Raw genomic sequence first — 26,047 nt, 5'->3', positions numbered from 1 at the left:
CGGTCCAGTCCTCACCCGCGCCGGCGTCACCTCGGGCGGCCGCGGGGCCGATGACGCCGAGGAGCAGCGCGAGCAGGACGGTCAGCAGCACCGTCGTGCGCGCGGCAGGCCTCATCGCTGCCGGTCCTCCGGCCCGGGCGCCCCGAGGAGCTCGCGGTAGACGGCGGCGATGCGCCGGCCGGCCGCCTCCTCGTCCGGCCAGCCGGCGGCCTGCCGTGGCCCGGCGGCGGACAGCTCGGCCGCTCGCTCGGGATCGGTGAGGACCTGCACGACGGCGTCGGCCAGGGCGGCGGCGTCGCCCACCGGGACGAAGGCGGCGGCGCTGCCGAACAGGTCGGGCATACCCCCGGCGCGGGTGGCGATCAGCGGCGTCCCGGCCCGGAGCGCCTCCTGCCCGGTGAACGGACTGCCCTCCCAGCGCGAGGGCAGGACGCACAGGTCGGCGGCGCCGAGCAGGTCGGCGACGTCCGAGCGGCGACCGAGCAGCAGCACGGGCAGGCGCTGTGCGCGGATGCGCGCCGCGAGCTCGTCCTCGAGCGGCCCGTCCCCGGCGATGGCCACCAGCGGCGCCTGCTGGAGGCGGGCCTCGGCCTCCCACCGCGCCACGGCGTCGAGGAGGACGTCGTAGCCCTTCTGCGGGTGCAGCCGGCCCACGGCCACGACGAGGGGGCGTCCGGCGTCGAGGCCCAGCTCCTCCCGCACCTCGTCCCGGGAGCGTTCCGCCGGTGGCCGCGGCGGGGCGAGCGCAGGCACCACCCGGACGTCGCGCGCGCCGAGCCGGCGAGCGTTCTCGGCGAGGTCGCCGGACACCGCCAGCACCAGATCGGCCGAACGGATGGTCGTCCCCTCGATCGCCCGGAGGAGGCGCTGCCTGGGCCCGGAGCTCTCCTGCAGGGCGTTGTGCAAGGTCAGCACCAGCGGGCGGGTGCGGTCGCCGGACACGTGGCGGGCCGCCGCGGCGACCAGGCCGGCCCGAAGGCCGTGGGCGTGCAGCAGCTCCGCGCCGGCGGCGGCCTGCCGGAGCTGGAGGACCGCGCGGCTGTCGGCCAGCGGCGCGAGGCCGCTGGAGATGCCCACCGGCCGGAAGTCGGCGCCCACGGCCGTGAAGCCGAACAGCTCCTCCGTCGCGGGCGCGCCGCAGACCCGGACGCTGGCACCGGCGGCGCGGATCGCCGGGACGATCGTCCGGATGTGGCTGCCGACCCCGCCCGCGCTGGTGGCGAGCACCTCGACGACGTGGCGGCCGTGCAGGGGCGACCGCTCAGTCACCGGGCACCTCCTGTCGGTCCTCGGTCGGGTCCGGTCGGTTCGGCCGGCACCGGGCGCTCCGGTGCCCGCAGGGCAGCCCACGCCTCGGCCAGGGGCGGCGTGCCGTGACCATCATGACGCTCAGCGCGACGGCCAGCACCAGCCCTGCCCCGGTCAGGCCGCCCGCGACCGCCACTGCGAGCCCTCCGGGCACCGGGTCGGCACCCATGGCGCGGATGACGAGCAGTCCCAGCCCGGCCCCGAGGACGGATCCGGTCAGCGCCGCAGCGCCGGTGCGAGGACGCCGGCCAGGGCTCCGGGGCCGGCGGTACGGGACACCACGAGCAACAGCCCGACTCCGGCCACGACGACACCGATGCTGTGCCCGGCGCCGAGCGCCATGCCCCGGTCCTCGATCGGCAGCGCGCGGGCCAGCACCACGTCGGCGGCGACGGCGACCAGCCACCCCCGACCACGCAGACGGTCGGCGCCCTCCAGAGCCCCCGCGCGTACAGCGCCCGGGTGAGCAGCGCGACGAGGGCGTATCCGGGCAGTCCGGGCGCGAAGGCGACGATCGTGTCGCGCAGCGCGCCGACCTGCGCGTCTGCTGCGGTGGCCAGGAAGACGCGCGCCATCGGGCCGGCCACGGCGACCAGCAGGGCCGCCGCGACCGCCGAGGCGGCGAGGACCAGCACCGCCACCGGCGCCAGGGCCCTGCGGTACCCCCGTCGTCGCCGGCGTCGGCGCGCTCGCTCAGGCCGGGGTAGGCCGAGGTGGCCAGGGGCACCGCGAGCGCCGCCCACGGGACGAGGAAGAGGGTCAGTCCCGCGGCGTAGACGATCAGCGTGCCGTCGGGTCCGTCCGAGGCGAGCCGGATGGCGACGGCCGCCAGCAGCTGCTGCCCGGCGAGGGTGAGGACGCCGGCCAGCGCCAGCCGCCGCACGCGCGGGGCCGCCCCCACCGGGAAGCGCAGCGCCGGCCGCAGCCCGAGCCGCAGCCCCCGCATCGGGACGAGCAGGCTCAGGCTCAGTGCGACCACGCCGAGCGTCGTCCCCACCCCGAGGACCAGCTCCGCGGGCCGGGACAGGTCCTCGACCTTCCGGGCGCCGCCGATGGCGGCGAAGGTCAGGTAGGCACCCGCGACGACGAGGCTGGACAGCAGCGGCGCGATGGCCGGCCCCGCGAACCGCCGATGGGCCTGGAGGACGCCGGTGAGCACGATGCCGATGCCGTAGAGGACCACCTGGGGGCGAAGACCAGCAGGAAGCGGGCGGCGAGCGCCACCTCGGCCTCGTCGTCGCCGCCGAGGAGCAGCCGGGCGATCGGTTCGGCCAGCACGGCGATCGCCACCGCCAGGGGCGTCAGGACCAGCAACGTCCAGCCCAGGAGCGCCGACGCCGTCCGGCGTACCTGCTCCCGGTTCCCGGCGGCGATCCCGCCCGCCAGCATCGGGACGACGAGGCTGGCCAGCGCGCCCCCGGCGACCACCTCGAACACGATGTTGGGAACCGTGTTGGCGGCCTGGTACGTGTCGCCGGTGCTGTCGGCACCGACGGTGTTGGTGAGGACGAGGGTGCGGCCGAAGCCGGCGAGCCGGGCCAGCAGGGTGAGGACGGCGATCAGGGCGGCGGCCCCGGCGACCCCTGCACCACCGTGCGGCGGTTCACGACGGACGGCGGCCGAGACGGTCCAGTTCGCGCAGTCCCGGGGTGGCCTCGATGACCTTCGTGAAGCTGACCTTCTCGCTGGCCAGCGTCAGCGCCACCACGGCGGCCAGCAGCCCGGCTCGGGGAGCGCGCGCCGGGATCGTGGCGAGCCGCAGCCCGAGCAGCGCACCGAGGGCGTTCGCGCCGGAGTCGCCGAGCATGACCCGCTCGCCCAGGTCGGCCGGCAGGATCGCGAGAGCAGCGCCGAGGGGCCGGCGACCAGCCCGCCGCCCGGCCCGCCGAGACCGGCCGCGGCGGCCAGCACTCCGGCCTTCCCCGCGCGGCCCGGCCGCAGGTCCAGCAGGTTGACCAGGTTCGCCGTCCCGGCCACCAGGCCGGTGGTGAGCACTCCGTCGAGGAGTGCTCCCGCACCGGCGCCGCGGCGGGTGAGCGCGGCAGCAGCCGCAGCCGCTGCCCCGATCCCCGCCACCTTGACCGCCCCTGCCGAGACCCGGCCGGCCCGCAGGGCGGCGAAATGGCCGGCCAGCCCCTTGTCGCGGGCCTGGTCCGGGCGGGCACCGGCGAGGTCGTCGTACGCCCCGACCAGGCCGGAGACGGCGCCGACGACCGCGGCCGCCGTCCGCGTTCCGGGAGGAGCGCCGAGCACCGCCGACGCCGTGGCGGACGCTGCCAGCGCCGGCCCGCCCAGCAGGGTCACCGGCCGCCCCGCGTAGTTCATCCGGCGCCACGGCGCCCCGAGCGGTCGGCCGTCGAGCGCGGCCGCGGCGGCCAGCGCCGTGCGCGCGGCCACCGCTCCCACCAGCGCCGACCGGACCGTGCGCGCGACCGGCCGCGTCCCGGTGCGCCCGCTCACGGGACGGCGGCGGGCACCGGGGGCACCGGCTGGGTGTCCTGCCCGGTCCCGTACTTGCCGGAGGTGCCCTCGCCCTCGGCCGTCAGCGCCAGCACGGTGCTGATCCGGCCCGCCGCGGCGGACAGGTTGTCCACGGTGGAGACCGCCGCCGAGAGGTCGGGATCGGCCCGGATGGTGCCGACCAGGCCGTCGTCGCCCGCGGATTCGGCGTCGCCGGCGACGACGGCACCGGAACCCGCGCGGTCCAGCGCGGAGACGAGCTCCACCAGGGTCTCGTTGCGGTCGGCGGCCCCGTCGCCGGTGAAGGTGCCGGCGGTCAGGACGACCGCGTAGTCGGCCGGCGCGACGTCGTCGGTGTCCAGCGAGAGCACCTCGAGCGACGTGAGCCCGGAGAGGACGGAGGAGACGGCGGCCGCCTCCGGGACCACACCCTCCTCGGACACCATGAGGACCTGCGCGAGCAGGCTGGCGACCAGCTGGCCGGCGTCGTCGGTCGTCGGCAGCTCGATGCCCGCGGGCAGACCTCCGCCGGTGGCGTAGCTCTGCAGGCTCGAGGCCGTGGACGGGTCGGTGTAGGCGGGGAGGACGGACACCGCCCCGGTCACCCGGCCACCGGCCTCGCCGATGAGGGCCGTCACCTGCTCGACCGTCTCCGGGTCGACGTCCTCGTTCGTGCTCACGAGCAGGACGCGCTGGTCGGTCAGCGTCCCGTTGACCAGGGCGGGGCCGACGGCCTGCTCGAACGCCTCGGTGGTGTCCAGCCGTGCCTGGAGCCGCTGCGTCTGGTCCTCCAGCGAGCGCTTGTCCTCCTGCAGGTCGGCGACCTGGTTCTCGATGTCGGCGAGGATCGGCTCGTTGAGCGCGGTGGTGCCGATGATGATGCCCAGCGCGACGGCCAGGAAGACGGCGATCAGCGAGACCAGGTGATAGCGGAAGTCGATCACGAGAAGAGGTTCTCCAACCAGAACATGAAGCTGTTCCATTGGTCGAGCAGGAGGTCGATGTACACGCGCCCGGCCGCGGACACCGCCAGCGCCGACCCGATGGCCAGGAACGCGGCGAGCACGAGCACCACCAGCGCGGCGGTGGAGATGCGGCTGCGGTAGAGCCGGCTGACGCCCTTGGCGTCGACGAGCTTGCCGCCCAGGCGGAGCCGGGTGAGGAAGGTGGAGGCCATTCCGCCACGGCCCTTGTCGAGGAACTCGACGAGGGTGGCGTGCGTGCCCACGGCGACGATCAGGGTGGCGCCCTTCTCGTCGGCGAGCAGCATGGCGATGTCCTCGCTGGTGGCCGACGCCGGGAAGGTGATCGCCTCGACCCCGAGGTCCTGCACACGGGCCAGACCCGGCGCCCGGCCGTCGGCGTAGGCGTGCACGACCACCTCGGCGCCGCAGGTGAGGGAGTCGTCGCTCACCGAGTCCATGTCACCGACGATCATGTCGGGCTGGTAGCCGGCCTCGCGCAGCGCGTCGGCGCCGCCGTCGACGCCGATGAGCACCGGCCGGTAGTCGCGGATGTAGGGGCGGAGGGCCGCGAGGTCCTCCTTGTAGTCGTAGCCACGGACGACGACCAGGACGTGCCGGCCGTCGATCTGCGTGGCGACGTCGGGGACGCCGACCCCGTCGAGCAGGAGCGCGCGCTCCCGCTTCATGTACTCCATGGTGTTGGTGGCGAACGCCTCGAGCTGCGTGGACAGCCCCGCCTTGGCCTCGGTCATCGCCATCGCGACCGAGGGCCGGTCGTGCACGCGCCCTCGGCGAGCACCTCGCCCTCGTCGGTGAGCAGCTGGTTGCCGTCCAGCCGGAGGTGCGCGCCTTCCTTGACACGCGCGAAGACGTCCTTGCCGACGTCGTCCAGCAGCGTGATGCCGGCGTTGATGAGGATCTCGGGGCCGAGGTTGGGATAGCGGCCGGAGATGCTGGGGGCGGCGTTCACGACCGCGGCGACCCTGCACCCGACCAGCGCGTCCGCGCTGACCCGGTCGATGTCGACGTGGTCGATGACGGCGATGTCGCCGGGTTGGAGCCGCTTGGTGAGGTTCTTCGTGCGGCGGTCCAGCCGGACGGTGCCGGAGACACCGGGCCCGGCGTCCTGTCCCCGGCCGCGCCGCAGGGTGCCGATGCGCATGCGCCGACTCTTTCACGATGGGTTGAACTGCTGGTCGTCCGACGCGCGTGCGCGACCCTCAGTGACGCACCGTGTCCGACACCACGGTGGGAGCGACACGCCCGCTCCGGCCGCTCCGGTGGCTGAGCGGGACCGTTACCGACTTGTGACTAGCGTTGCCCATGTGACTGGAGTGGCCCACGCCCTGCCCCGCGACACCCACCTCCCCGCCGGGGAGCCGACCGCGGCGAATCCCTCCGCCGGAGCGGTGATCCGGGCAGTTCCGTCGGCCCGTCCCAGGCCCGAGGACCGGCCGGCGCCACCGGCGGCCCGTGCGCCCGAGGCCGATCCAGCCGCGCCGCCGGAGCCGCGGCCCCGCCGGGCCCGACGGGCGGCCGGCGAGCCGGGCGCGCGGGAGCGGAAGCGTCAGGAGACGAGGGCCAGGATCGTCGACGCCGCGGCGGAGCTGTTCGCCCAGCGCGGCTTCGACGACGTCAGCGTGATGGAGATCGCCCGGCACGCCGGCGTGGTGGAGAAGACGGTGTTCAACCACTTCCCGGTCAAGGAGGGGCTGGTCTTCGACGCCGATCCGCCGATGCGCACCGCCCTGCTGGAGGCGGTGCGTCGCCGGCCGGCCGGGGAATCGGTGTCTGCCGCTGCGGGCAGCTTCGTGGTGGGGGCGGTCAGCCTGCTCGGCTCGCCCGAGGCCGGGGCCGGCGTGAGCCGGATGGCCCGCATCGTCCGGAGCAGCCGCACGCTGCAGGTGCGCGAGCGGGAGATCCTCGGTGAGCTGACCGACTCCCTGGCCGCGCTGATCGCCGAGGAGACCGGAGCGCGCCCGCACGCGGTCGAACCGTGGCTGGCCGCCCACGCCGTCCTCGGCCTCTACGCCTCGCTGCTGGAGCTGGCCCGTGACCGGGTGCTCGACGGCGTCTCCGGACCGGAGCTCGCGGCGGAACTGCGCAGGCAGGGCCGCCGGGGCCTGTCGCTGCTGCAGTTCGGGCTCGCGGGCTACGCGAAGCGGCGCTGACCCGACGAGGGGGCCCGGAGGGTCGCCGAGGAGTGGCAGGAAGCCGCCCCGCGAGGCGGTCCCGAGGAGCGGGGACCCGGAGGGTTCCCCGAGGAGGGCCGGCAACGGCTCAGCCCAGCGGGGAACGGCTCCTGGGCGCGGTCAGATCACGGCGTGATCTGGAGTGAATGCAGCAGCTGGCCGGCTCGGTCGCCGGGGACGTCGGGGTTCCGGGTGAACAGGGCGACGGCCACCATGTACCCGTCCTCGCCCGCCCACCCGCGGCCTTCGTCGCACAGCCGTCGGATGTGGTCACGGACCTTGGGCTCGCTGCTGTACGTCCCGAAGTCCAGCCCCATGGCGAGGAAGTTGGCCACCCGGTAGCCCAGGTCGCCCGCGGTACGGACGGTCTCGACCGGGTCGGAGTAGCTCGCGACCGCCGCGATCAGGTTGTCGTATCCGGCCTTGAGCAGCTGCAGCATCAGGTCGTTGCCGTGGACGCCGCCCCACAGCTCCGGCATGAGGATGTCGCGGTCGGGCGCCGGGATGTAGGGCGGATTGGAGATGACCGTCGACACCGGCGGTCCCCCGGCGGCGTCCGACTGGTCGAAGAAGTCACCGAGCTCGACGGCGTAGCGGTCGGTCACGCCCCGGGCGGCGATGTTGGCGCGCGCCGTCTCGACCGAGGGGCGCTGACGTCGTAGCCCCGGACCCGAAGCGACGGCAGCGCACGCACCACGTCGGCGATCGCGGTGGCGTCACCGGTGCCGAGCTCGACGACCCCTCCTCCTCCCATCGCAGCTGGGAGCGGTACTGCTCCAGCAACATGCACACCGAGAAGCCGTAGTGCGCCGACTCGTCGGCGGAGGAGAAGCAGGTCACGCTGGCCGCCTACCCCGCGCTCGCGCGTCGCACGCCCGCCCTCACCCGTCCGTGGCGTGCGCCACACCCCGCCGGCGCTCAGTCGCGACCGGTGGCCGCGACGGCCATCAGCTCCCGCGCGTGGGCCTGCCCGGTGTCGCTGTCGCTGAGGCCGGAGAGCATCCGGGCCAGTTCCCGGACACGGTCCTCGCCCTCGACCGCCCGGATGTCGGTGGCCGTGACCCCGGCTGCGGCGTCGGGCGATTTGTCGACGACCAGGTGCGTGTCGGCGAACGCGGCGACCTGCGCAAGGTGGGTGACGACGACGACCTGGTGGTCACGGGCCAGGCGAGCCAGCCGCCGGCCGATCTCGCCGGCTGCCTGGCCGCCGACCCCGGCGTCCACCTCGTCGAACACCATGACGGGCACCGGGTCGGCTCCGGCGAAGACCACCTCGATGGCGAGCATCACCCGCGACAGCTCACCTCCGGACGCGCCCTTGTGCACCGGGCGAGGCGGGGCTCCCGGGTGGGGCGCGAGGAGCAAGGCGACGTCGTCGACGCCCTCGGGCCCCGGCTCGTCGGCATGGCTGTCGATGGAGAAGGACACGCTGGCGCTCTTCATCGCCAGGCCGGCCAGCTCGGCTCCCACCTCGGTGGCGAATCCCTCCGCCGCCGTCCGCCGACCGGCCGAGACCTCCGCGCCGAGTTCGTCCACCTCGGCGCGCGCGGCGTCGCGGGCCGAGGTGAGCGCCTGCAGGGCCTCGTCGGAGACGTCCAGCTCCGCCAGCCGGCCCGCGGCGTCCTCCGCCCAGGCGAGCACTCCTGCGACACCCTCCCCGGGCCTGCGTACTTGCGCACCAGGGCGGTGATGGTGGCGCGGCGGTCGAGGACCTCGGCGAGCCGTCCCGGGTCGGCGTCCAGGTCTGCCACGTAGACGGCCAGCTGGGCCGACACGTCCGACACCACGGCGACGGCGTCGGCGAGGTCCTGGGCCAGCAGGACGAGCGTGGGGTCGTCCGACCCGGCGAGTGCCCGCTCCGCGATGGCGAGTGCGGCGGTCGCGTCCTGGGGGACCTCTCCCCGCCGAGGTCGCCGGTCACGTCGCCGATCAGGGCCATCCGCGCCTCGTCGGCCGCGGCGCGCAGCGCGTCGGCGTCGGCGAGTCGCTTGGCCTGGGTGTCGAGGGTCTCGTCCTCGCCGGCCTCGGGTGCGACGGTCTCGATCTCCTCGAGGCCGTGCCGGAGGACGTCGGCCGCCTGCGCCAGCTCGCGGGCCTGGCTGTGCCGCCGGTCGAGGTCGGCGACCAGCTCGCGCCAGCGTTGGTAGGCCTCGCGGTAGCGGTCGAGAAGCGCGAGGTGGGCCGGGCCCGCGTAGCGGTCCAGGGCCCGGCGCTGCTCGGCGGGGCGGGACAGCCGCAGCTGGTCGGTCTGCCCGTGGACGGCCAGCAGGCCCTCGGACAGCTCGGCGACGACACCGACGGGCACGCTGCGACCGCCGAGGAAGGCCCGCGAACGGCCCTCGGCGCTGACGGTGCGGGCGAGGATCAGGCTGCCGTCGTCGTCGGGGTCGGCGCCCGCGTCCGCGGCCCGCGCCCAGGCCGGGGACTCCGGGGGCAGGACCAGGCGGCCTTCGACGCCGGCCTTTCCGCTCGCCCGCACACGGCCCGGGTCGGCCCGACCGCCGAACAGCAGGGTCAGTCCGGTGACGACCATCGTCTTGCCGGCGCCGGTCTCACCGGTGACCACGGTGAGGCCGCTGCCCAGTTCCAGGGTGGCGTCGTCGATCGAGCCCAGCCCGCGGATCCGGAGCTCGGTCAGCTGCCCGGACGACGTGCCGACTGCCGGGGCTGCCGTCTCCGCGGGCCGCTCAGTCGTCGTCGTGCGAGCCGGCACCGGTCACCTCCGTCGTGGCGCCGCGGGGCCCTCGTCGCCGGCAACGACGTCCCCGGCCACGACGTCCCCAGCCACGACGTCCCCGGCAACGACGTCTGAAGCCGGGATGCTGCGGCTGCTGAAGAGCTCGTGGCCCGGTCCGGTGCGGCGGGCGTCCCGGAAGCCCCGCACCGGCAGGCCGAACTTGGCCACGAGTCGGTCGCCGAACGTCGAGGCGTGCACGCGAGCGATGCGCACCGGCCGGTCGGCCCGTCGGACGTCCACGCGTCCGCCGTCGGGCACCTCGACGACCCGGCGGCCGTCGGCCGACACGCGTGACCGGTTGCCGTCGGCCGGGACCGCGATCGTGAGGACCGAGTCCGGCGACGTGACCAGCGGCCGTGCGAACAGGGCATGGGCGTTGCTCGGGACTAGGAGCAACGCTTCGACGTCGGGCCAGACGACGGGGCCACCGGCGGAGAACGCGTACGCCGTCGAACCGGTCGGGGTGGCGCAGAGGACCCCGTCGCAGCCGAAGCTGGTCAGCGGACGCCCGTCGATGGCCAGGACGACGTCGAGCACGCGAGAGCGCTGCGCCTTCTCGACGGAGACCTCGTTGAGCGCCCATGTCCCGCCGACGATCGTGCCGGCGCCGTCGAGGACGTCGACCTCGAGGGCGAGACGCTCCTCGACGGAGTACTCGCAGCGCTCGATCGCGTGGAGGGTCTCCTCGACCGCCTCCGGTTCGGTCTCGGCGAGGAAGCCGACCCGGCCGAGATTGACGCCCATGAGGGCGGCGTCGGTGTACCGCGCCAGCTCCGCCGCGCGGAGGAAGGTGCCGTCCCCACCGAAGACCATGACGATCTCGGCGCCGCTGGCCGCGAGCGAGTCGGCGGCGACGATCTCGGCGTCGGCGATGTCGAGGTCGTCGGCCTCGTCGGCCAGCACGCGGACGACGATGCCGGCCGCGGTCAGCCGGGCGGCCGAGGTGCGGGCCAGGTCGACGATGTCGCGGCGGCCGGTGTGCACGGTCAGCAGGACCCGACGGGGCTCCTCCGGCTGTGCGGGTGCGCCCTGGCGGGGCTGGCTCACGTGATCTCCTCGGTGGTGCTGGTCGAGCGTGCTCGCGTCGATGCTGTGTCCCTGCGTGGGCTCACGCCGGGCCCTCCTGGACGGCGCGGCGGACGTCCTCCTCCTGCACCGGTGGCGCGTCCCTGCGCAACCACAGGAAGAACTCGACGTTTCCGGCGGGCCCCGGCAGTGGGCTGGCCACCACCCCTGCGGTACCCCAGCCGAGCGCCGAGGCGGCGGTGGCCACCTCGATGACGGCCTGCACCCGGTGCTCGGGATCGCGCACCACTCCCCGGCGCCGAGGCGCTCCCGGCCGACCTCGAACTGCGGCTTGACCATGGGCAGCAGGTCGGCGGCGTCGGTGGCGCAGGCGGTGAGGGCGGGCAGGACCAGGCGCAGGGAGATGAACGAGAGGTCGGCGACCACCAGGTCCACCGGACCGTCGATCGCCTCCGGGGTGAGCGTGCGGACGTTCGTGCGCTCGAGGACCCGCACCCGGTCGTCGGTGCGCAGCGACCAGGCCAGTTCGCCGTACCCCACGTCGGCGGCGACCACCTCGACCGCGCCCCGGCGGAGCAGGACCTCGGTGAAGCCGCCGGTGGACGCTCCGGCGTCGAGGGCACGTCGTCCCTCGACGGGGACGGGGAACGCGTCCAGCGCGCCCAGGAGCTTGTGCGCCCCGCGGGAGACCCAGCTCGGCTGGTCGGGATCGGTGCGGACGACGACAGGGGTGGCGGCGTCGACGCCGGTCGCCGGCTTGGTGGCCGCCTGTCCGGAGATCGCCACCCGACCCTCGGCGATGAGCGTGACGGCGTGCTCGCGGGAACGGGCCAGGCCGCGCCGCACGAGCTCCGCGTCGAGCCGGCTGCGGCGGGCCATCAGAGCTGGTCGATCGTGCCGAGCTCGCGCTCGAGCCGGGCGTGCTCGGTCTCGAAGACCGCGACGTGCTCGGCGATGGGCCGCTGGGCGAGATCGGCGAACGGGTCGGCGGACGGCGCCGGTTCGGCTCCGGACGCTGCGCCGTGCTCCTCCGGACGCGGGCCGGGGCGCGGCGGACCCGGGACCGGTCGCGGCGTGCTCGGCTCGGTCATCGCGCTGCCTTCCGGTGGAGTGGCGTCCAGCCCCGGTCCCCCGGTCAGCTGGTTCTCGTCGCTGGCGAGGTTACCGGCCCCGGGCGAGGGGCACGGGCGGCGAGCGGGCGGTAGCGTCCCGCGACCGGTACGACCACCTGTGCAGCGTTGGAGGACCGCCCCCGTGGCGACGATGGATCAGTGCATGACGGCGCTCCAGAGCATCCTCGGAGACCTGGCGAGGAACTCGGCGGCCGCGGGCCTGGACCGCAGCCTCTCCTGCCGCCTCACCGATCTCGACGAGGTCGTGCTCGGGCGACTGAGCTCCGGGGCGGTCCGCGACCTGCACGTGCTGCCGCACGGCCCGGCCGTGCCGAAGGCCGACATCCGGCTGACGATGGCCAGCGATGACCTGGTCGCCATGGTGGACGGCCAGCTGCACTTCGGTCAGGCCTGGGCGACCGGCCGCGTCAAGCTGGAGGCGGGGCTCCGCGACCTGCTGAGGTTGCGCAAGCTGCTCTAGGGGCGCGCTACCCGGCGTTCCGGGCTGCCGACGCCAGACCCCACCGACGCAGGGCCTCCTGCGCCCGCGGGCCGGCCGCCACGACGTCGGCCGGTGCCCCGTCGGCCGGATGGCGGCTCCAGTGTGCCGCGCACAACGCCCGGAGCCCGTCCAGTCCGTCGTCGGTCGCCGCCCGGCCCTCCGCCCGCCCCAGGGCTTCGAGGAGGAGCACGTCACCGCCTTCTCCGGCTCGGGCTGTCCACTCCCGCACCGCCAGGCCGAGCCGGCGGCGACGACGGGCGGGTGAGGGCGCAGCAGGCCGGCACAGTCGTGTGCCAGCAGATCCGGACGCTGGTGCGGCCCGGCGGCGAGCAGCGCCGTCGGGTCGGTGACGCCGGTGAGGACCAGCAGGCTCGCCGCTCCGACCCGGCGGGCCCCTCGATGTCGGTGTCCAGCCGGTCACCGACGACCAGCGGCCGCCGCGCGCCGGTCCGGCGGACGCACTCGGCGTGCATGGCCGGATCGGGCTTGCCCGTGACCAGCGGCGCCTGGCCGGTGACGTCGCGGACCACGCCGACCAACGCCCCGTTGCCCGGCAGTGGGCCGCGCGGGGAGGGGACGGTGGCGTCGGCGTTGGTGGCTACGTGACGAGCACCGTTGCGGACGGCGACGACGGCATCGGCCAGTTCCGCCCAGCCCACCTCGCGGCCGTAGCCCTGGACGACCGCGACCGGCTCGTCCTCGGGGCCTCCGACCACGGTCAGACCGGCGGCAGCGAGGGCGGCGGTGACCCCTGGCCCACCCACGGGGAGCACCCGCGCGCCGGGTCCGAAGAGCTCAGCCACCACGGTGGCCGCCGCCTGGGAGCTGGTGATGACGTCGGCCGCGTCCGCGGGGACGGCGAGCTCGGTCAGGTGCCGGGCCACCTCCTCGGGTGTACGGGCGGCGTTGTTGGTCACGAACCCCAGGCGCATCCCAGCCGTACGGGCAGCCGTGAGCGCGTCGGCAACGCCGGGAACGGCGTCGGGACCGACGTAGACGACGCCGTCGAGGTCGAGCAGAGCGACGTCGTACACGTCGACCGGCGCGCGGAGGCTGCCGGCGCGCAACGCCGCAGCACCGGAGATCCCTGGCTCGGTATCGGTCACGTGGACTCGGCCGCCTGCCGGGCCGGACCCCGCGCAGGGCACGCGCGTAATGGGCGGCGTCGGGGCGCATGGCGACCGCCAGCGCGAGGTGCTCGGCGGCGAGCCGCAACTCCCCGGCGCGGCTGGCGGCGAGGCCGAGCCCGAAGTGCGCGTAGTCGTCGGTGGGGCTGACGGCGGTCAGCGTCGTGAAGCTGATGACGGCCTCCTCGTAGCGTCCCGCGTCGTACTGGGCGCGGGCCAGGGCCTCGAGGATGCTCCGCGAGTCCGGCTCCGCGACCGAGGCCCGGCCGAGGAGTGTGGCCGCTGCGGCGGGATGGCCGTCCCGGAGGAGTTGGATGCCGCGCTGGTACCACTCGTAGACGCCGCCGTCGGGGGATGTCTCCGGCACTCGTGCACCTCCTCCCTCGGGCGGACCGGGAACGCGCGGCCCGTGCCCCGGCCCGGCCGGACGGCTCGTGCCCGGTCAGCAGCGGCGCGCTCCTACGATCGACCTCGTGCTCGAATCGTCGTCGTCCCGGCCGTCCGCGTCGGCGACGGGACTGGACGTCCGCCCCTTCCGCGCCCTCACCTACCGGCACCAGGACCCCGAGCACCTCGCCCGGGTGAGCTCGCCAGCCTACGACCTGGTATCGCCGTCCGGCCGGGAGCGACTGGCCGCCGCCGATCCGCACAACGTCGTCCGGCTGATCCTCCCGCTCGCCGGTCCCGGACCCGACGGTGACGCGGGCGCCGTCCTGCGGTCCGCGGAGCTGGCCGCCGGCACCCTGCGACGCTGGCGACAGCACCGGGTGCTGGTCCGGGACACCGAGCCGGGGATGTGGCTCTACGAGCTGGGCCCGGCCGGTGGCGGACCGACGACGACCGGCTGGCTCGGCGCGGTGGCGTTGCCCCCATCCGGGTCGACGGCGGTGCTGCCGCACGAGGACACCTACGCGCCGGCGGTGGAGGGACGACGCGCGCTGCTGGCGGCGACGGTGACCGACCTCGAGCCCATCGTCCTCGCCCACGACCCCGCCCCGAGGTCGACGCGCTGAGTGCCGAGGTGCGCCGGGGCACGCCGGACATGAGGGTCGGCGACGGCGACGGCGTCGAGCACCGGCTGTGGCGGGTGACCGATGACCGCGTGCTGGCGCGCCTCACCGGCGCACTGGGCCGGACGCACGCGGTCATCGCCGACGGGCACCACCGCTTCGCCGCGGCCCGCGCCCACCACCGCGGTGGCCAGGCGGGGCCCGGGAGCGGCCGGGTCCTCGCGCTGCTGACCCCGATGGGACCGGGAGGCCTGCGGGTCGATCCGATCCACCGCGCCGTCCCCGACCTGGACCTGGACAGCGCCGTCCGGTCCGCTGCGACCGGCTTCCACGTCACCGAGCTGACGAGCACCGGCGGCGGGACGGCCGGCGCCGTGCAGCGGTGGACGACGGACCCGCAGGAGACCGGGTTCCTGGTCACGGACGGCACGCGGCTCTTCCGACTCTCCGGGCCCACGGCGGAGGTCTGCGCTGCCGTGCCGGCGGAGGCTCCGCCGGCCTGGCGTGGATTGGACGTGGTCGTGGCCCACTACGGCCTCATCGAGCGGCTCTGGCGGCGCGCAGACGATCCCGACTCGGTGCTGATCGCGCACACCGTGGACGAGGCGCTGCAGACCGCATCCCGCCGCGCGGGGGTGGCGCTGCTGCTCAGAGCTCCGTCGGCCGCCGACGTCGCCGCGGTCGCTCGGGCCGGCGCCCGGATGCCGCGGAAGTCGACGCTGTTCGTGCCGAAGCCCCGCACGGGCCTGGTGTTCCGGCCCCTGGCGGACTGAGACTCACTCATGCCGTCCGCTCGCCGGCGCCGGCTGCTGCTCGTGGCACCTTCCGGCCCCTGCGGCAGTTCACCTCGCAGACGGACGCGGTGCCGGTGCCGGTCCGCCAGAACCGCCGCTGCAGCGTACCTTCCACCTCCACGACGTCCCCGGGCTGCCAGAGTGCCGCGCGCCGCTGCAGGCCACGCTCGTAGGTGATGCAGGTGAGCACGTCGACCGACTGCCCTCGTGCCCGGGGCGCGGGCCGACGGACCACGAGCCGGAAGGTCAGCAGCGGGTCACCGCTGGGCAGGGTCCGGATCTCGGCCGGCGCCGACAGCCGCCCACGGAGCACCACGTCGTTCCGGTCGATCACAGCCACGCTCATGCAGCGAGACTGCCGCCGCCGCCGCCCCGGGCACAGCGCCCGGCAGCATCTGTGGACGCCGCCAGGCGCTGTGGACGAGCGTGCCGCCGATGTCGGAGGTCAGTGCGTGTCGGTCCGGTCCCCGTCCGGCCCGGCGTCGGCCGGCGGCGGACCGGTCTCCCCAGCAGCTCAGCCACCTCGGCCTCCACCTCCTCGTCGAAGCTCCGGCCCAGGCCGTGGTCGTCCTCCGGCAGAGGTGTCACCACCTCCGGCGCGCTCGGCCCGTCGTCGGACGCATCCGCCGCATCCCCGTCCTGCGCGTCGGGGACGTCCACCGGGTCGAGCGACTCCGCGTCGCCCGGCTCCTCCTCGAGATCGGTGAACTCGATGCCCAGCCGATCGACTGCTCCGGTCACACCCTCCGGATCGGCCGCGGCAATGGCGATGATCCAGTCCATGGCCCGCTCGGTCTCGCCCTGCAGCTCCAGCAGATCGGCGTAGGCAGAGGCCAGCCGCAGCCGCGCGTCGTTCCCCGGTTCCAGGGCGTCCGGCTCCAGCGGGCTCCCCAGCGCCGCCTCGAGCACGAGGCGTGCTGCAGGGCCCTCACCGAGATCGAGCCGGGCGCCGGACTCGACGATCCGGAGCTCGACCGTCTCGTCGGCCTCGGGGGCGTCGGCCAAGGCCTCGGCGACGAGCCGCAGCGCCACCTCGGGGCGTCCGAGTGCTCGTTCGCAGTCGGCGAGGACGGCTCGGTAACCCTCGTCGCCGCTCATGCGGCGGTAGGCCCGGAGTTCGCGGGCCGCTTCGGCGTAGTCCTCAGCGTGGTAGGCGGCCACTCCGACCGCCTCACGGACCGCAGCGACGCGGGACGCGCGGTCCCTGGCGGCACGTGCGTGCGCGAGCGCGGCAGCCGGATCCTCCTCGACCAGCGTGCCGGCGGCCACGAGGTGGGCGGCCACCCGCTCGACGTTGCGGGGGTCCATCCCTCGGAGGGCGCCGCGCACCGCAGGGTCGAGATCACGGACATCGACCCACTCCGGGATGGCAGGCCCCGGAGGGAGCGGAGGCCGACGCTCCTCCCCGGCCGCGGACGGTCGCCCGGCACCCCGGGCCGGCGCCCTGCGACTGTCGTCGGACGGACGCCGGTCCCGCCAGTTGCCTCCGCCGGGAGCGCCGGACCGTTCTGGGCGGTCGCTCCGGGCCCCTCGGTCCTGCCACTGCGGACGGCCGCCTGCGGGACGACCGCTGTGTGGACCGCTGCGCTCGGCGCGCTCCTGCCACTGACCTGAGGCGTTCCGCGATCCCTCGGGACGCTCATGCCCCCGCCGGCGGGTCGGTCGCCCTGGGTACGACGGTCGTGCGACTTCGGACGGTCAGCCTGCGGACGACGGTCCTGCCACTGCGGACGATCGCCCGTCGGCCGATCGGTCCGGGGCCCACCCGAGCGCTGCGGACGGTCACCCTGCGGACGACGGTCCTGCCACTGCGGACGATCGCCCGTCGGCCGATCGGTCCGGGGCCCACCCGAGCGCTGCGGACGGTCACCCTGCGGACGACGGTCCTGCCACTGCGGCCGGTCACCCGTCGGCCGATCGGTCCGGGGCCCACCCGAGCGCTGCGGACGGTCACCCTGCGGACGACGGTCCTGCCACTGCGGACGGTTACCCGTCGGCCGATCGGTCCGGGGCCCACCCGAGCGCTGCGGACGGTCACCCTGCGGACGACGGTCCTGCCACTGCGGACGATCGCCCGTCGGCCGATCGGTCCGGGGCCCACCCGAGCGCTGCGGACGGTCACCCTGCGGTCGACGGTCCTGCCACTGCGGACGATCACCCGTCGGCCGGTCCCCACGAGGCGTTCCGGCACGCTGCGGTCGGTCGCCGCCCGAGGGGCGGTCTGAGTGCGGGCGAGCCTGCCCACGGGGCCTTTCGTCACGGGACGAAGCCCCGCCGCGTGAGCCGGCAGGCCCATCCCCGGACGCCGCCCCTCCACGCGGATAGCCCCCACCCGTTCGACGGGCACCACCGCTTCCCAAGGTTCCACCGCGGCCGGCCGCGCCACCTCGCGGCGTGCCCGCCTGCCCCTTACCGGAAGCACCTCGGCCTGCCCCGGAGCCGCGGTCGTCCCGCGCTCCACTGGAGTCGCGTCGCGGAGTTGTCATGACTTCGGAGCACCTCTTCGATTGGCGGCGCGCGTCGGCAGGAGGCCGACGGCATTACCGGACGCAAACGCGAACGGGGGCCAGAGCCTGTGGCTCTGACCCCCGTTCGCTAATGGTTGTCCGGCGGCGTCCTACTCTCCCACCCCGTCTCCAGGGCAGTACCATCGGCGCTGAGAGGCTTAGCTTCCGGGTTCGGAATGTTGCCGGGCGTTTCCTCTCGCCATGGCCGCCGTAACTCTGTGAACATATCAACGCACCTCCGGTGGGGAACCGGAAGAACGCTGTCGACCGCACCTCCGGTGGGGAACCGGAGTGGTCGTGCGTTCAGAACCGCACAGTGGACGCGAAGCAATCTTCGTAAACGACTCTGACCAGTGTTCCCGCACCCCGGTCGAAGAAAGAGGGAGGTGTGTGTGGTCAAGCCCTCGGCCTGTTAGTACCGGTCAGCTGCACACCTCGCGGTGCTTCCACTTCCGGCCTATCAACCCGCTGGTCTGGGCGGGGGCCTTACCCGGTTGACCCGGTGAGAGACCTCATCTTGAAGCGAGCTTCCCGCTTAGATGCTTTCAGCGGTTATCCCTGCCGAACGTAGCTAACCAGCAGTGCACCTGGCGGTACAACTGGCACACCAGAGGTTCGTCCGTCCCGGTCCTCTCGTACTAGGGACAGCTCTTCTCAAGTCTCTTACGCGCACGGCGGATAGGGACCGAACTGTCTCACGACGTTCTAAACCCAGCTCGCGTACCGCTTTAATGGGCGAACAGCCCAACCCTTGGGACCTACTCCAGCCCCAGGATGCGACGAGCCGACATCGAGGTGCCAAACCATCCCGTCGATATGGACTCTTGGGGAAGATCAGCCTGTTATCCCCGGGGTACCTTTTATCCGTTGAGCGACACCGCTTCCACATGCCGGTGCCGGGTCACTAGTCCCAGCTTTCGCTCCTGCTCGACCCGTCGGTCTCACAGTCAAGCTCCCTTGTGCACTTGCACTCGACACCTGATTGCCAACCAGGCTGAGGGAACCTTTGGGCGCCTCCGTTACATTTTGGGAGGCAACCGCCCCAGTTAAACTACCCACCTGACACTGTCCCTGATCCGGATCACGGACCGAGGTTAGACATCCAATTCGACCAGAGTGGTATTTCAACGGCGACTCCACGAACACTGGCGTGCCCGCTTCACAGTCTCCCACCTATCCTACACAAGCCGAACCGAACACCAATATCAAGCTATAGTAAAGGTCCCGGGGTCTTTCCGTCCTGCCGCGCGTAACGAGCATCTTTACTCGTAGTGCAATTTCGCCGAGCCTGTGGTTGAGACAGCTGAGAAGTCGTTACGCCATTCGTGCAGGTCGGAACTTACCCGACAAGGAATTTCGCTACCTTAGGATGGTTATAGTTACCACCGCCGTTTACTGGCGCTTGAGTTCTGAGCTTCGCCCCGAAGGACTAACCCGTCCCCTTAACGTTCCAGCACCGGGCAGGCGTCAGTCCGTATACATCGTCTTACGACTTCGCACGGACCTGTGTTTTTAGTAAACAGTCGCTTCTCACTGGTCTCTGCGGCCACCCCCGCTGCCCACCGTCAAGGTGTTGACAGGAAGTGGCCCCCTTCTCCCGAAGTTACGGGGGCATTTTGCCGAGTTCCTTAACCACAGTTCGCTCGATCGCCTCGGTATTCTCTACCTGACCACCTGAGTTGGTTTGGGGTACGGGCCGCTCGGAACTCGCTAGAGGCTTTTCTCGGCAGCATAGGATCATCCAATTCGCCTCATTCGGCTATGCGTCAGGTCTCACCCTCGTGCGACGCGGATTTACCTACGTCGCGGGCCACACCCTTGCCCCGGTACTACCACTCACCGGTAGAACTACCTTCCTGCGTCACCCCATCGCTTGCCTACTACCAGTCCGGGTCCCGCGCTAGAACCCACGCCTCACCTCGAAAGGATCGGTCACGGGCGTTCGGGCGGTTAGCATCGCTGGGTTCAGCATGGGCGTTCCTTCGCGGGTACGGGAATATCAACCCGTTGTCCATCGACTACGCCTGTCGGCCTCGCCTTAGGTCCCGACTCACCCTGGGCGGATTAGCCTGGCCCAGGAACCCTTGGTCTTCCGGCGGGGAGGTTCTCACTCCCTCTCGCTACTCATGCCTGCATTCTCACTCGCGTGGCGTCCACGGCTGGATCACTCCGCCGCTTCCACCGCCACACGACGCTCCCCTACCCATCCACACACCTGGCCGCCGGCTCGAGGCCGGCGACAGGCTGTTGCATGAATGCCACGGCTTCGGCGGTGTGCTTGAGCCCCGCTACATTGTCGGCGCGGAATCACTTGACCAGTGAGCTATTACGCACTCTTTCAAGGATGGCTGCTTCTAAGCCAACCTCCTGGTTGTCTCTGCGACTCCACATCCTTTTCCACTTAGCACACGCTTAGGGGCCTTAGCCGATGATCTGGGCTGTTTCCTCTCGACTACGAACCTTATCGCCCGCAGTCTCACTGCCACGCTCTCACTTACCGGCATTCGGAGTTTGGTTGACGTCAGTAACCTTGTGGGGCCCCTCAGCCATCCAGTGCTCTACCTCCGGCAAGAAACACGTGACGCTGCACCTAAATGCATTTCGGGGAGAACCAGCTATCACCGAGTTTGATTGGCCTTTCACCCCTACCCACAGCTCATCCCCCAGGTTTTCAACCCTGGTGGGTTCGGTCCTCCACGCGGTCTTACCCGCGCTTCAACCTGGCCATGGGTAGATCACTCGGCTTCGGGTCTAGGGCACGCGACTGACTCGCCCTGTTCGGACTCGCTTTCGCTACGGCTACCCCACACGGGTTAACCTCGCCACGTACCACTAACTCGCAGGCTCATTCTTCAAAAGGCACGCAATCACCCCCATCGCACGAAGCGACATAAGGCTCTCACGGCTTGTAGGCACACGGTTTCAGGTACTATTTCACTCCCTCCCGGGGTACTTTTCACCTTTCCCTCACGGTACTTGTCCGCTATCGGTCACCAGGAGTATTCAGGCTTAGCGGGTGGTCCCGCCAGATTCACACCGAATTTCACGGGCTCGGTGCTACTTGGGAACACGCCCAAGGGAGACAACGCGTTTTCGTGTACGGGGCTCTCACCCTCTACGGCGACCCCTTCCAGAGGCCTTCCACTAACGACGCTGTTTTCTCACTCCCCGAGTGCTCGGCAGAACACTCCAGACGGTCCCACGACCCCGACCACACAACGCCTGCCGGCTATCACATGCGATCGGTTTAGCCTCATCCGCTTTCGCTCGCCACTACTCACGGAATCACGGTTGTTTTCTCTTCCTGTGGGTACTGAGATGTTTCACTTCCCCACGTTCCCTCCACACGCCCTATGTGTTCAGGCGCGGGTCACACCACATGACTGGTGCGGGGTTCCCCCATTCGGAAATCCTCGGATCAACGCTCGGTTGACAGCTCCCCGAGGCTTATCGCAGCCTCCTACGTCCTTCATCGGCTCCTGGTGCCAAGGCATCCACCGTGCGCCCTTAACAACTTGGCCACACAAAAATCCCACCCACCATTGCCCCGGAAGGAACAAAGACGGGCGGGCCTACAAGAACTCTGCTAATCAGAGTCAAAAGATGCTCGCGTCCACTGTGCAGTTCTCAACGTACGACCAGACACCGATCACCCCCACCCCACCAGACCCACCACCCCACAGGGCGACGACGGTATGAGATGCAGACCGGCCCCGACATGAGCAAACGGTCGCCCGCTCCCTCAGGACCCAACAGCGCGCCTACGACCCCCGCACTCCACGCGATCCACTTCCACACGCCACCGAAGCGACGCCGTACTGAGGACCGACCGAAGCCGGCGGCCGAACTGGTCAGCGTTCCACCCTCGAGCACCACCCCAGAAACACCCGACCCATCGGTAGTGACGGGCCATCGCGTCCTGGGCGCGGCTCTGGACCACCCTCACGAGGAGAGCGGCCAGTGCTCCTTAGAAAGGAGGTGATCCAGCCGCACCTTCCGGTACGGCTACCTTGTTACGACTTCGTCCCAATCGCCGATCCCGCCTTCGACGGCTCCCTCCACAAGGGTTGGGCCACCGGCTTCGGGCGTTACCGACTTTCGTGACGTGACGGGCGGTGTGTACAAGGCCCGGGAACGTATTCACCGCAGCGTTGCTGATCTGCGATTACTAGCGACTCCAACTTCATGGGGTCGAGTTGCAGACCCCAATCCGAACTGAGACCGGCTTTTTGGGATTCGCTCCACCTCACGGTATCGCAGCCCTTTGTACCGGCCATTGTAGCATGTTTGCAGCCCTAGACATAAGGGGCATGATGATTTGACGTCATCCCCACCTTCCTCCGAGTTGACCCCGGCAGTCTCCTATGAGTCCCCACCATCACGTGCTGGCAACATAGGACGAGGGTTGCGCTCGTTGCGGGACTTAACCCAACATCTCACGACACGAGCTGACGACAACCATGCACCACCTGTGCACGACCCTTACGGACCCACCATCTCTGGAGGATTTCCGTGCATGTCAAGCCTAGGTAAGGTTCTTCGCGTTGCATCGAATTAAGCAACATGCTCCGCCGCTTGTGCGGGCCCCCGTCAATTCCTTTGAGTTTTAGCCTTGCGGCCGTACTCCCCAGGCGGGGCGCTTAATGCGTTAGCTGCGGCACGGAACTCGTGGAATGAGCCCCACACCTAGCGCCCAACGTTTACGGCGTGGACTACCAGGGTATCTAATCCTGTTCGCTCCCCACGCTTTCGCTCCTCAGCGTCAGTTGTTGCCCAGAGACCCGCCTTCGCCACCGGTGTTCCTCCTGATATCTGCGCATTTCACCGCTACACCAGGAATTCCAGTCTCCCCTGCAACACTCTAGTTTGCTCGTATCGACTGCAGACCCGAGGTTGAGCCTCGGGATTTCACAGCCGACGCAACAAACCGCCTACGAGCTCTTTACGCCCAATAATTCCGGACAACGCTTGCACCCTACGTATTACCGCGGCTGCTGGCACGTAGTTGGCCGGTGCTTCTTCTGTAGGTACCGTCACTTCCGCTTCGTCCCTACTGAAAGAGGTTTACAACCCGAAGGCCGTCATCCCCCACGCGGCGTCGCTGCGTCAGGCTTCCGCCCATTGCGCAATATTCCCCACTGCTGCCTCCCGTAGGAGTCTGGGCCGTGTCTCAGTCCCAGTGTGGCCGGTCACCCTCTCAGGCCGGCTACCCGTCGTCGCCTTGGTAGGCCACTACCCCACCAACAAGCTGATAGGCCGCGGGCCCATCCCCAGCCGATAAATCTTTCCACCACCAGACCATGCGGTCAGCAGTCATATCCGGTATTAGCCCCAATTTCTTGGAGTTATCCCAGAGCTGAGGGCAGGTTGCCCACGTGTTACTCACCCGTTCGCCACTGATCCCCCGCAAGCGGAGTTCACCGTTCGACTTGCATGTGTTAAGCACGCCGCCAGCGTTCGTCCTGAGCCAGGATCAAACTCTCCGTAGATGAATTTGAACCAGCTGAGAACCGCGAGCTGACACTCGCGATATCAATCAACCAAAGGAATCCCAAACCAGAACCCGAAGGGCCCCGGCACGGGGTATTACTTGGCACTGACTTTCGGCACGCTGTTGAGTTCTCAAAGAGCGGACGCGCTCGAACTCCACCCTGACGGGCTTCGCTCGAGACGGCTTCTCGGTGTGGCGCCGCACAACGTTCGGACCCCGCAGGACCCTCGCGCTGGCCCCGGACGGGGTCTCGCGCGGCGCAGAGAGAAAGTTACGTGCGTCCGCGGGCGGTGTCAAACCCGCTGCGGGTGACGCCCGACACGAACCCGTCGCGGCCCCGTCACCCGGCTGTCACCGGGCCCGCGGACGGGTCAGGACGCAGCGGTACCGGCCCGCTGGACCCCGGCGATCGAGCGCTTGCCCCGCCGGAGGACGAGCCACCCCCGGGCAGCCAGGCATCCGCCCCCGGCACGGCGTCGGCGTCGGTCACGCGCTCGTTGTTCACGTAGGCGCCGCCCTCCTTCACCGTGCGGCGGGCCTCCGACAGGCTGCCCACGAGGCCGGTCAGCTGGAGCAGCTGCGCGTGGGACGGCGGCTCGCCGTCGATCGTCACGCTCCCGGCCTCACGGAGGGCGGCGGCGAGCGTGTCCTCCCCAGGGCGGACAGGTCGTCCCGCCCGAACAGCGCCCGGCCGGCCGCCTCGGCCTGCTCCAGCTGCTCCCGGCCGTGGACGAGGACCGTCAGCTCCTCGGCCAGCGCGCGCTGCGCCGTGCGGGCTGCGGGTCGTTCGATGCTCTCGGCTATGAGCGCCTCGACCTCCTCCGCGGGGCGCTCCGAGTAGAGCGGCAGCCACAGCCGGGCGTCGGCGTCGTCGGCGTTGAGCCAGAACTGGAAGAAGGCGTACGGCGACGTGAGCGTCGGGTCCAGCCAGACGGCCCCACCCTCGGACTTCCCGAACTTCGTGCCGTCGGACTTCGTCACCAGCGGCGTGGACAGCGCGTGCACCTTGGCGCTCTCCGTGCGCCGCACGAGGTCGATGCCGGCCGTGAGGTTGCCCCACTGGTCGGAGCCTCCGGTCTGCAGCGTGACCCCGTGCCTGCGGTGCAGTTCCCGGTAGTCGTTGGCCTGCAGGATCTGGTAGCTGAACTCGGTGTAGCTGATGCCCGCCTCGGAGTTCAGCCGCGCGGAGACCGCCTCCTTGGCCAGCATCTGGCTGACGCGGAAGTGCTTGCCGATGTCCCGCAGGAAGTCGATCGCGGAGATCGGCGCGGTCCAGTCCAGGTTGTTCACGTAGATCGGGCCCTCGAGGCCGTCGGTCTCGGCCGGCACGTCCAGGAACGGCGCGACCTGCTCGCGGATGCGCTCGACCCAGGACGCGACGGTGTCCCGGTCGTTGAGCTGCCGCTCCGACGACGGGCGCGGGTCGCCGATCAACCCGGTGGCCCCTCCGACGAGGACGACGGGCTGGTGCCCGGCGCGCTGGAGCGCACGCAGCACCATGAACTGGAGCAGGTGGCCGACGTGCAGGCTCTGCGCCGTCGGGTCGAACCCGGCGTAGTACGCGACCGGCCCTCGGCGAGGTGGGCGCGCAACGCGGCCTCGTCGGTGCTCTGGGCGATCAGCCCTCGGCGGTGCAGGTCGTCGATCACGTCGGTCACGCGCACTCTCCAGTCACGGGGCCCCATCCTGCCCGGCGGTCGCGCGACGGGGCTTCCCACCCGCCCGGAACACGCTCACCGACGGCACGTCCGTCTCCCAGAACCGCCAGGGCAGCTCGGTCGCCACGCTGATCCCGACCCGCGCTCCGGCCGAGATGGCGGCGGGCGCGGGGCCCCGGTGCAGGCGCACCGGCGAGGCGGGGTCCAGCAGGTCGGTGCCGAGATCGTCCCGCCCGATGGCCAGCGCCTGAGTGAGCCGGGCCGGCCCACCCGCCAGATCGCGGGGCGTGCGGGCGGCCGGCCGCCGGGAACGGGCGAGCTCCTCCCCACCACCACCTCCCCGGCACGCAGGAGCACCGCCTCGCCGTCACCGTCCCGGCCGACGACGACGTTGGCGCACCAGTGCACCCCGTAGGAGAAGTACACGTACAGCCGGCCGGGCGGACCGAACATGATCGCCGCCCGCGGGGTCGGTCCACGGTGCGAGTGGGCGGCGGGGTCCACGCCGGAGCCGGAGTAGGCCTCCACCTCGGTCAGCCGCAGCGCGACGGTGCCCTCCGGCCGCTCGGTGACCAGCCAGCAGCCGAGCAGGGACGGCGCGACGACGTCGACCGTTCCGAGCAACTCGTCCGCCGTGAGCAGCGGGCCCGGAGCAGTCAGAGCGCGCCCGTTACCGGTGAGGCCTGCGCCCAGTCGGCGTGGACGACGGCGAGGTCCTTGAGCGCCGTCAACTGCTCGGCCACCCGCTCGGGCGCCGTCCCGCCGCGGGCCTTGCGAGCCGCCAGAGCCCCGGGCACCGACAGGACGGACCGGACGTCGGGGGTGAGCCGTTCGTCGATGCCGGCGAGCTGGTCGTCGTCGAGCTGGTCGAGCTCCAGACCGGCCTCCTCGCAGAAGGCGACCATGGAGCCGGAGATCTCGTGAGCCGACCGGAACGGGACGCCCTGCGACACGAGCCACTCGGCGACGTCGGTCGCCAGGGCGAAGCCCTGCGGCGCCGCCGCCTCCAGCACCTCCGGGCGCAGGGTCAGCGTCGCGATCATGCCGGTGACCGCGGGGAGCAGGAGCATCAGCTGCTCCATGGAGTCGAAAACCGGCTCCTTGTCCTCCTGCAGGTCGCGGTCGTAGGCCAGCGGCAGACCCTTGAGCATGGTGAGC

At 71.6% G+C, this 26,047-nt stretch carries 19 protein-coding genes, 3 rRNA genes and 6 pseudogenes; 3 read left to right on the top strand and 25 right to left on the bottom strand.

Translation table 11 applies throughout. The features are described from left to right. Nucleotides 1-111: 111 nt before the first annotated feature. From U6N30_RS13340 to U6N30_RS13315, 6 genes and pseudogenes are all read right to left on the bottom strand, one after another. A complete protein-coding gene (locus U6N30_RS13340) occupies nucleotides 112-1,269 on the bottom strand; it encodes a glycosyltransferase family 4 protein (RefSeq protein WP_324277645.1) in 1,158 nt (385 codons plus the stop codon). Continuing rightward, nucleotides 1,262-2,748, bottom strand: a pseudogene (gene murJ / locus U6N30_RS13335) (murein biosynthesis integral membrane protein MurJ). Before murJ ends, U6N30_RS13340 begins: the two are co-directional and overlap by 8 nt. Before the next feature lie 255 nt (nucleotides 2,749-3,003). After that, nucleotides 3,004-3,768, bottom strand: coding sequence for a hypothetical protein (locus tag U6N30_RS13330; RefSeq protein WP_324277644.1), 765 nt, complete (start codon nucleotides 3,766-3,768; stop codon nucleotides 3,004-3,006). Beyond that, nucleotides 3,765-4,712 (bottom strand): copper transporter, encoded by a 948-nt coding sequence (locus tag U6N30_RS13325; RefSeq protein WP_324277643.1) that lies wholly within the window; start codon nucleotides 4,710-4,712, stop codon nucleotides 3,765-3,767. Before U6N30_RS13325 ends, U6N30_RS13330 begins: the two co-directional genes overlap by 4 nt. Beyond that, nucleotides 4,709-5,515: a putative cytokinetic ring protein SteA gene (gene steA / locus U6N30_RS13320; RefSeq protein WP_324277642.1), complete on the bottom strand. Its 807-nt coding sequence runs from the start codon at nucleotides 5,513-5,515 to the stop codon at nucleotides 4,709-4,711. Before steA ends, U6N30_RS13325 begins: the two co-directional genes overlap by 4 nt. Continuing rightward, nucleotides 5,482-5,895, bottom strand: a complete 414-nt coding sequence (locus tag U6N30_RS13315) for a hypothetical protein (RefSeq protein ID WP_324277641.1) — start codon at nucleotides 5,893-5,895, stop codon at nucleotides 5,482-5,484. The genes steA and U6N30_RS13315 overlap by 34 nt, the downstream gene beginning before the upstream one ends. Nucleotides 5,896-6,058: 163 nt before the next feature. Between U6N30_RS13315 and U6N30_RS13310 the strand changes: the two genes are divergently transcribed. After that, nucleotides 6,059-6,904 (top strand): TetR/AcrR family transcriptional regulator, encoded by an 846-nt coding sequence (locus U6N30_RS13310; RefSeq protein ID WP_324277640.1) that lies wholly within the window; start codon nucleotides 6,059-6,061, stop codon nucleotides 6,902-6,904. 146 nt (nucleotides 6,905-7,050) lie between these two features. Here the strand turns inward: U6N30_RS13310 and U6N30_RS13305 are convergent, their stop codons facing one another. From U6N30_RS13305 to U6N30_RS13280, 6 genes and pseudogenes are all read right to left on the bottom strand, one after another. Next, nucleotides 7,051-7,530, bottom strand: a complete 480-nt coding sequence (locus tag U6N30_RS13305) for a hypothetical protein (protein WP_324277639.1) — start codon at nucleotides 7,528-7,530, stop codon at nucleotides 7,051-7,053. Beyond that, a complete protein-coding gene (locus U6N30_RS13300; protein WP_324277638.1) occupies nucleotides 7,527-7,679 on the bottom strand; it encodes a hypothetical protein in 153 nt (50 codons plus the stop codon). The genes U6N30_RS13305 and U6N30_RS13300 overlap by 4 nt, the downstream gene beginning before the upstream one ends. Nucleotides 7,680-7,843: 164 nt before the next feature. Further along, nucleotides 7,844-8,566, bottom strand: a complete 723-nt coding sequence (locus tag U6N30_RS13295) for a DNA repair protein RecN (protein WP_324278684.1) — start codon at nucleotides 8,564-8,566, stop codon at nucleotides 7,844-7,846. A gap of 901 nt (nucleotides 8,567-9,467) precedes the next feature. Further along, nucleotides 9,468-9,638, bottom strand: a pseudogene (locus tag U6N30_RS13290) (hypothetical protein); the annotation flags it as partial. Between the two features lie 3 nt (nucleotides 9,639-9,641). Further along, nucleotides 9,642-11,567 (bottom strand): NAD kinase, encoded by a 1,926-nt coding sequence (locus U6N30_RS13285; protein ID WP_324277637.1) that lies wholly within the window; start codon nucleotides 11,565-11,567, stop codon nucleotides 9,642-9,644. Further along, nucleotides 11,567-11,779 (bottom strand): hypothetical protein, encoded by a 213-nt coding sequence (locus U6N30_RS13280; RefSeq protein ID WP_324277636.1) that lies wholly within the window; start codon nucleotides 11,777-11,779, stop codon nucleotides 11,567-11,569. Before U6N30_RS13280 ends, U6N30_RS13285 begins: the two co-directional genes overlap by 1 nt. A 184-nt stretch (nucleotides 11,780-11,963) precedes the next feature. On the opposite strand from U6N30_RS13280, the gene U6N30_RS13275 reads away from it, so the two are divergent. Further along, nucleotides 11,964-12,281 (top strand): alkyl sulfatase C-terminal domain-containing protein, encoded by a 318-nt coding sequence (locus U6N30_RS13275; RefSeq protein ID WP_324277635.1) that lies wholly within the window; start codon nucleotides 11,964-11,966, stop codon nucleotides 12,279-12,281. Nucleotides 12,282-12,288: 7 nt separating this feature from the next. Here U6N30_RS13275 and U6N30_RS13270 read toward each other — a convergent pair whose 3' ends face one another. From U6N30_RS13270 to U6N30_RS13260, 3 genes and pseudogenes are all read right to left on the bottom strand, one after another. Continuing rightward, entirely contained in the window at nucleotides 12,289-12,492 is a 204-nt protein-coding gene (locus U6N30_RS13270; protein ID WP_324277634.1) for a hypothetical protein, read from the bottom strand. Nucleotides 12,493-12,647: 155 nt separating this feature from the next. Next, nucleotides 12,648-13,336, bottom strand: a pseudogene (locus tag U6N30_RS13265) (HAD-IIA family hydrolase); the annotation flags it as partial. Nucleotides 13,337-13,472: 136 nt separating this feature from the next. Next, nucleotides 13,473-13,796, bottom strand: a pseudogene (locus tag U6N30_RS13260) (tetratricopeptide repeat protein); the annotation flags it as partial. A 67-nt stretch (nucleotides 13,797-13,863) separates the two neighbouring features. Between U6N30_RS13260 and U6N30_RS13255 the strand changes: the two are divergent. Next, a pseudogene (locus U6N30_RS13255) lies at nucleotides 13,864-15,212 on the top strand (DUF1015 domain-containing protein). A gap of 7 nt (nucleotides 15,213-15,219) precedes the next feature. Here U6N30_RS13255 and U6N30_RS13250 read toward each other — a convergent pair. From U6N30_RS13250 to U6N30_RS13205, 10 genes and pseudogenes are all read right to left on the bottom strand, one after another. After that, nucleotides 15,220-15,579, bottom strand: a complete 360-nt coding sequence (locus U6N30_RS13250) for a single-stranded DNA-binding protein (RefSeq protein ID WP_324277633.1) — start codon at nucleotides 15,577-15,579, stop codon at nucleotides 15,220-15,222. Further along, entirely contained in the window at nucleotides 15,576-16,541 is a 966-nt protein-coding gene (locus U6N30_RS13245; RefSeq protein ID WP_324277632.1) for a tetratricopeptide repeat protein, read from the bottom strand. Before U6N30_RS13245 ends, U6N30_RS13250 begins: the two co-directional genes overlap by 4 nt. A gap of 1,296 nt (nucleotides 16,542-17,837) precedes the next feature. After that, a 5S ribosomal RNA gene (rrf, locus tag U6N30_RS13240) occupies nucleotides 17,838-17,953 on the bottom strand. Between the two features lie 179 nt (nucleotides 17,954-18,132). Beyond that, nucleotides 18,133-21,261: ribosomal RNA gene (locus tag U6N30_RS13235) — 23S ribosomal RNA — on the bottom strand. 450 nt (nucleotides 21,262-21,711) lie between these two features. Beyond that, a 16S ribosomal RNA gene (locus U6N30_RS13230) occupies nucleotides 21,712-23,229 on the bottom strand. The 16S, 23S and 5S rRNA genes sit together here, the layout of an rRNA operon. Nucleotides 23,230-23,571: 342 nt before the next feature. Next, nucleotides 23,572-23,844, bottom strand: coding sequence for a hypothetical protein (locus U6N30_RS13225; protein WP_324277631.1), 273 nt, complete (start codon nucleotides 23,842-23,844; stop codon nucleotides 23,572-23,574). Further along, a complete protein-coding gene (tyrS, locus tag U6N30_RS13220; protein ID WP_324278287.1) occupies nucleotides 23,841-24,743 on the bottom strand; it encodes a tyrosine--tRNA ligase in 903 nt (300 codons plus the stop codon). Before tyrS ends, U6N30_RS13225 begins: the two co-directional genes overlap by 4 nt. Then, nucleotides 24,662-24,889, bottom strand: coding sequence for a hypothetical protein (locus tag U6N30_RS13215; protein WP_324277630.1), 228 nt, complete (start codon nucleotides 24,887-24,889; stop codon nucleotides 24,662-24,664). The genes tyrS and U6N30_RS13215 overlap by 82 nt, the downstream gene beginning before the upstream one ends. A gap of 13 nt (nucleotides 24,890-24,902) precedes the next feature. Then, nucleotides 24,903-25,513 (bottom strand): annotated as a pseudogene (locus tag U6N30_RS13210) (DNA-3-methyladenine glycosylase). Nucleotides 25,514-25,545: 32 nt separating this feature from the next. After that, nucleotides 25,546-25,932: a hypothetical protein gene (locus tag U6N30_RS13205; protein ID WP_324278286.1), complete on the bottom strand. Its 387-nt coding sequence runs from the start codon at nucleotides 25,930-25,932 to the stop codon at nucleotides 25,546-25,548. Nucleotides 25,933-26,047: the final 115 nt, after the last annotated feature.

This window comes from Blastococcus brunescens, assembly GCF_035320885.1.
Taxonomy (GTDB): Bacteria; Actinomycetota; Actinomycetes; order Mycobacteriales; family Geodermatophilaceae; genus Blastococcus_B; species Blastococcus_B brunescens.
The sequence above is the reverse complement of the archived record's forward strand: the minus strand, read 5'-3'. Positions and strand labels throughout refer to the sequence as shown.

Excerpts from the sequence above, each read along its gene's own strand:
- U6N30_RS13315 (WP_324277641.1), bottom strand. The coding sequence starts at position 5,895 with ATGCGCATCGGCACCCTGCGGCGCGGCCGGGGACAGGACGCCGGGCCC.
- U6N30_RS13300 (WP_324277638.1), bottom strand. The coding sequence starts at position 7,679 with ATGGGAGGAGGAGGGGTCGTCGAGCTCGGCACCGGTGACGCCACCGCG.
- U6N30_RS13285 (WP_324277637.1), bottom strand. The coding sequence starts at position 11,567 with ATGGCCCGCCGCAGCCGGCTCGACGCGGAGCTCGTGCGGCGCGGCCTG.
- U6N30_RS13280 (WP_324277636.1), bottom strand. The coding sequence starts at position 11,779 with ATGACCGAGCCGAGCACGCCGCGACCGGTCCCGGGTCCGCCGCGCCCC.
- U6N30_RS13275 (WP_324277635.1), top strand. The coding sequence starts at position 11,964 with ATGACGGCGCTCCAGAGCATCCTCGGAGACCTGGCGAGGAACTCGGCG.
- U6N30_RS13250 (WP_324277633.1), bottom strand. The coding sequence starts at position 15,579 with ATGAGCGTGGCTGTGATCGACCGGAACGACGTGGTGCTCCGTGGGCGG.
- U6N30_RS13245 (WP_324277632.1), bottom strand. The coding sequence starts at position 16,541 with ATGGACCCCCGCAACGTCGAGCGGGTGGCCGCCCACCTCGTGGCCGCC.
- U6N30_RS13205 (WP_324278286.1), bottom strand. The coding sequence starts at position 25,932 with ATGATCGCGACGCTGACCCTGCGCCCGGAGGTGCTGGAGGCGGCGGCG.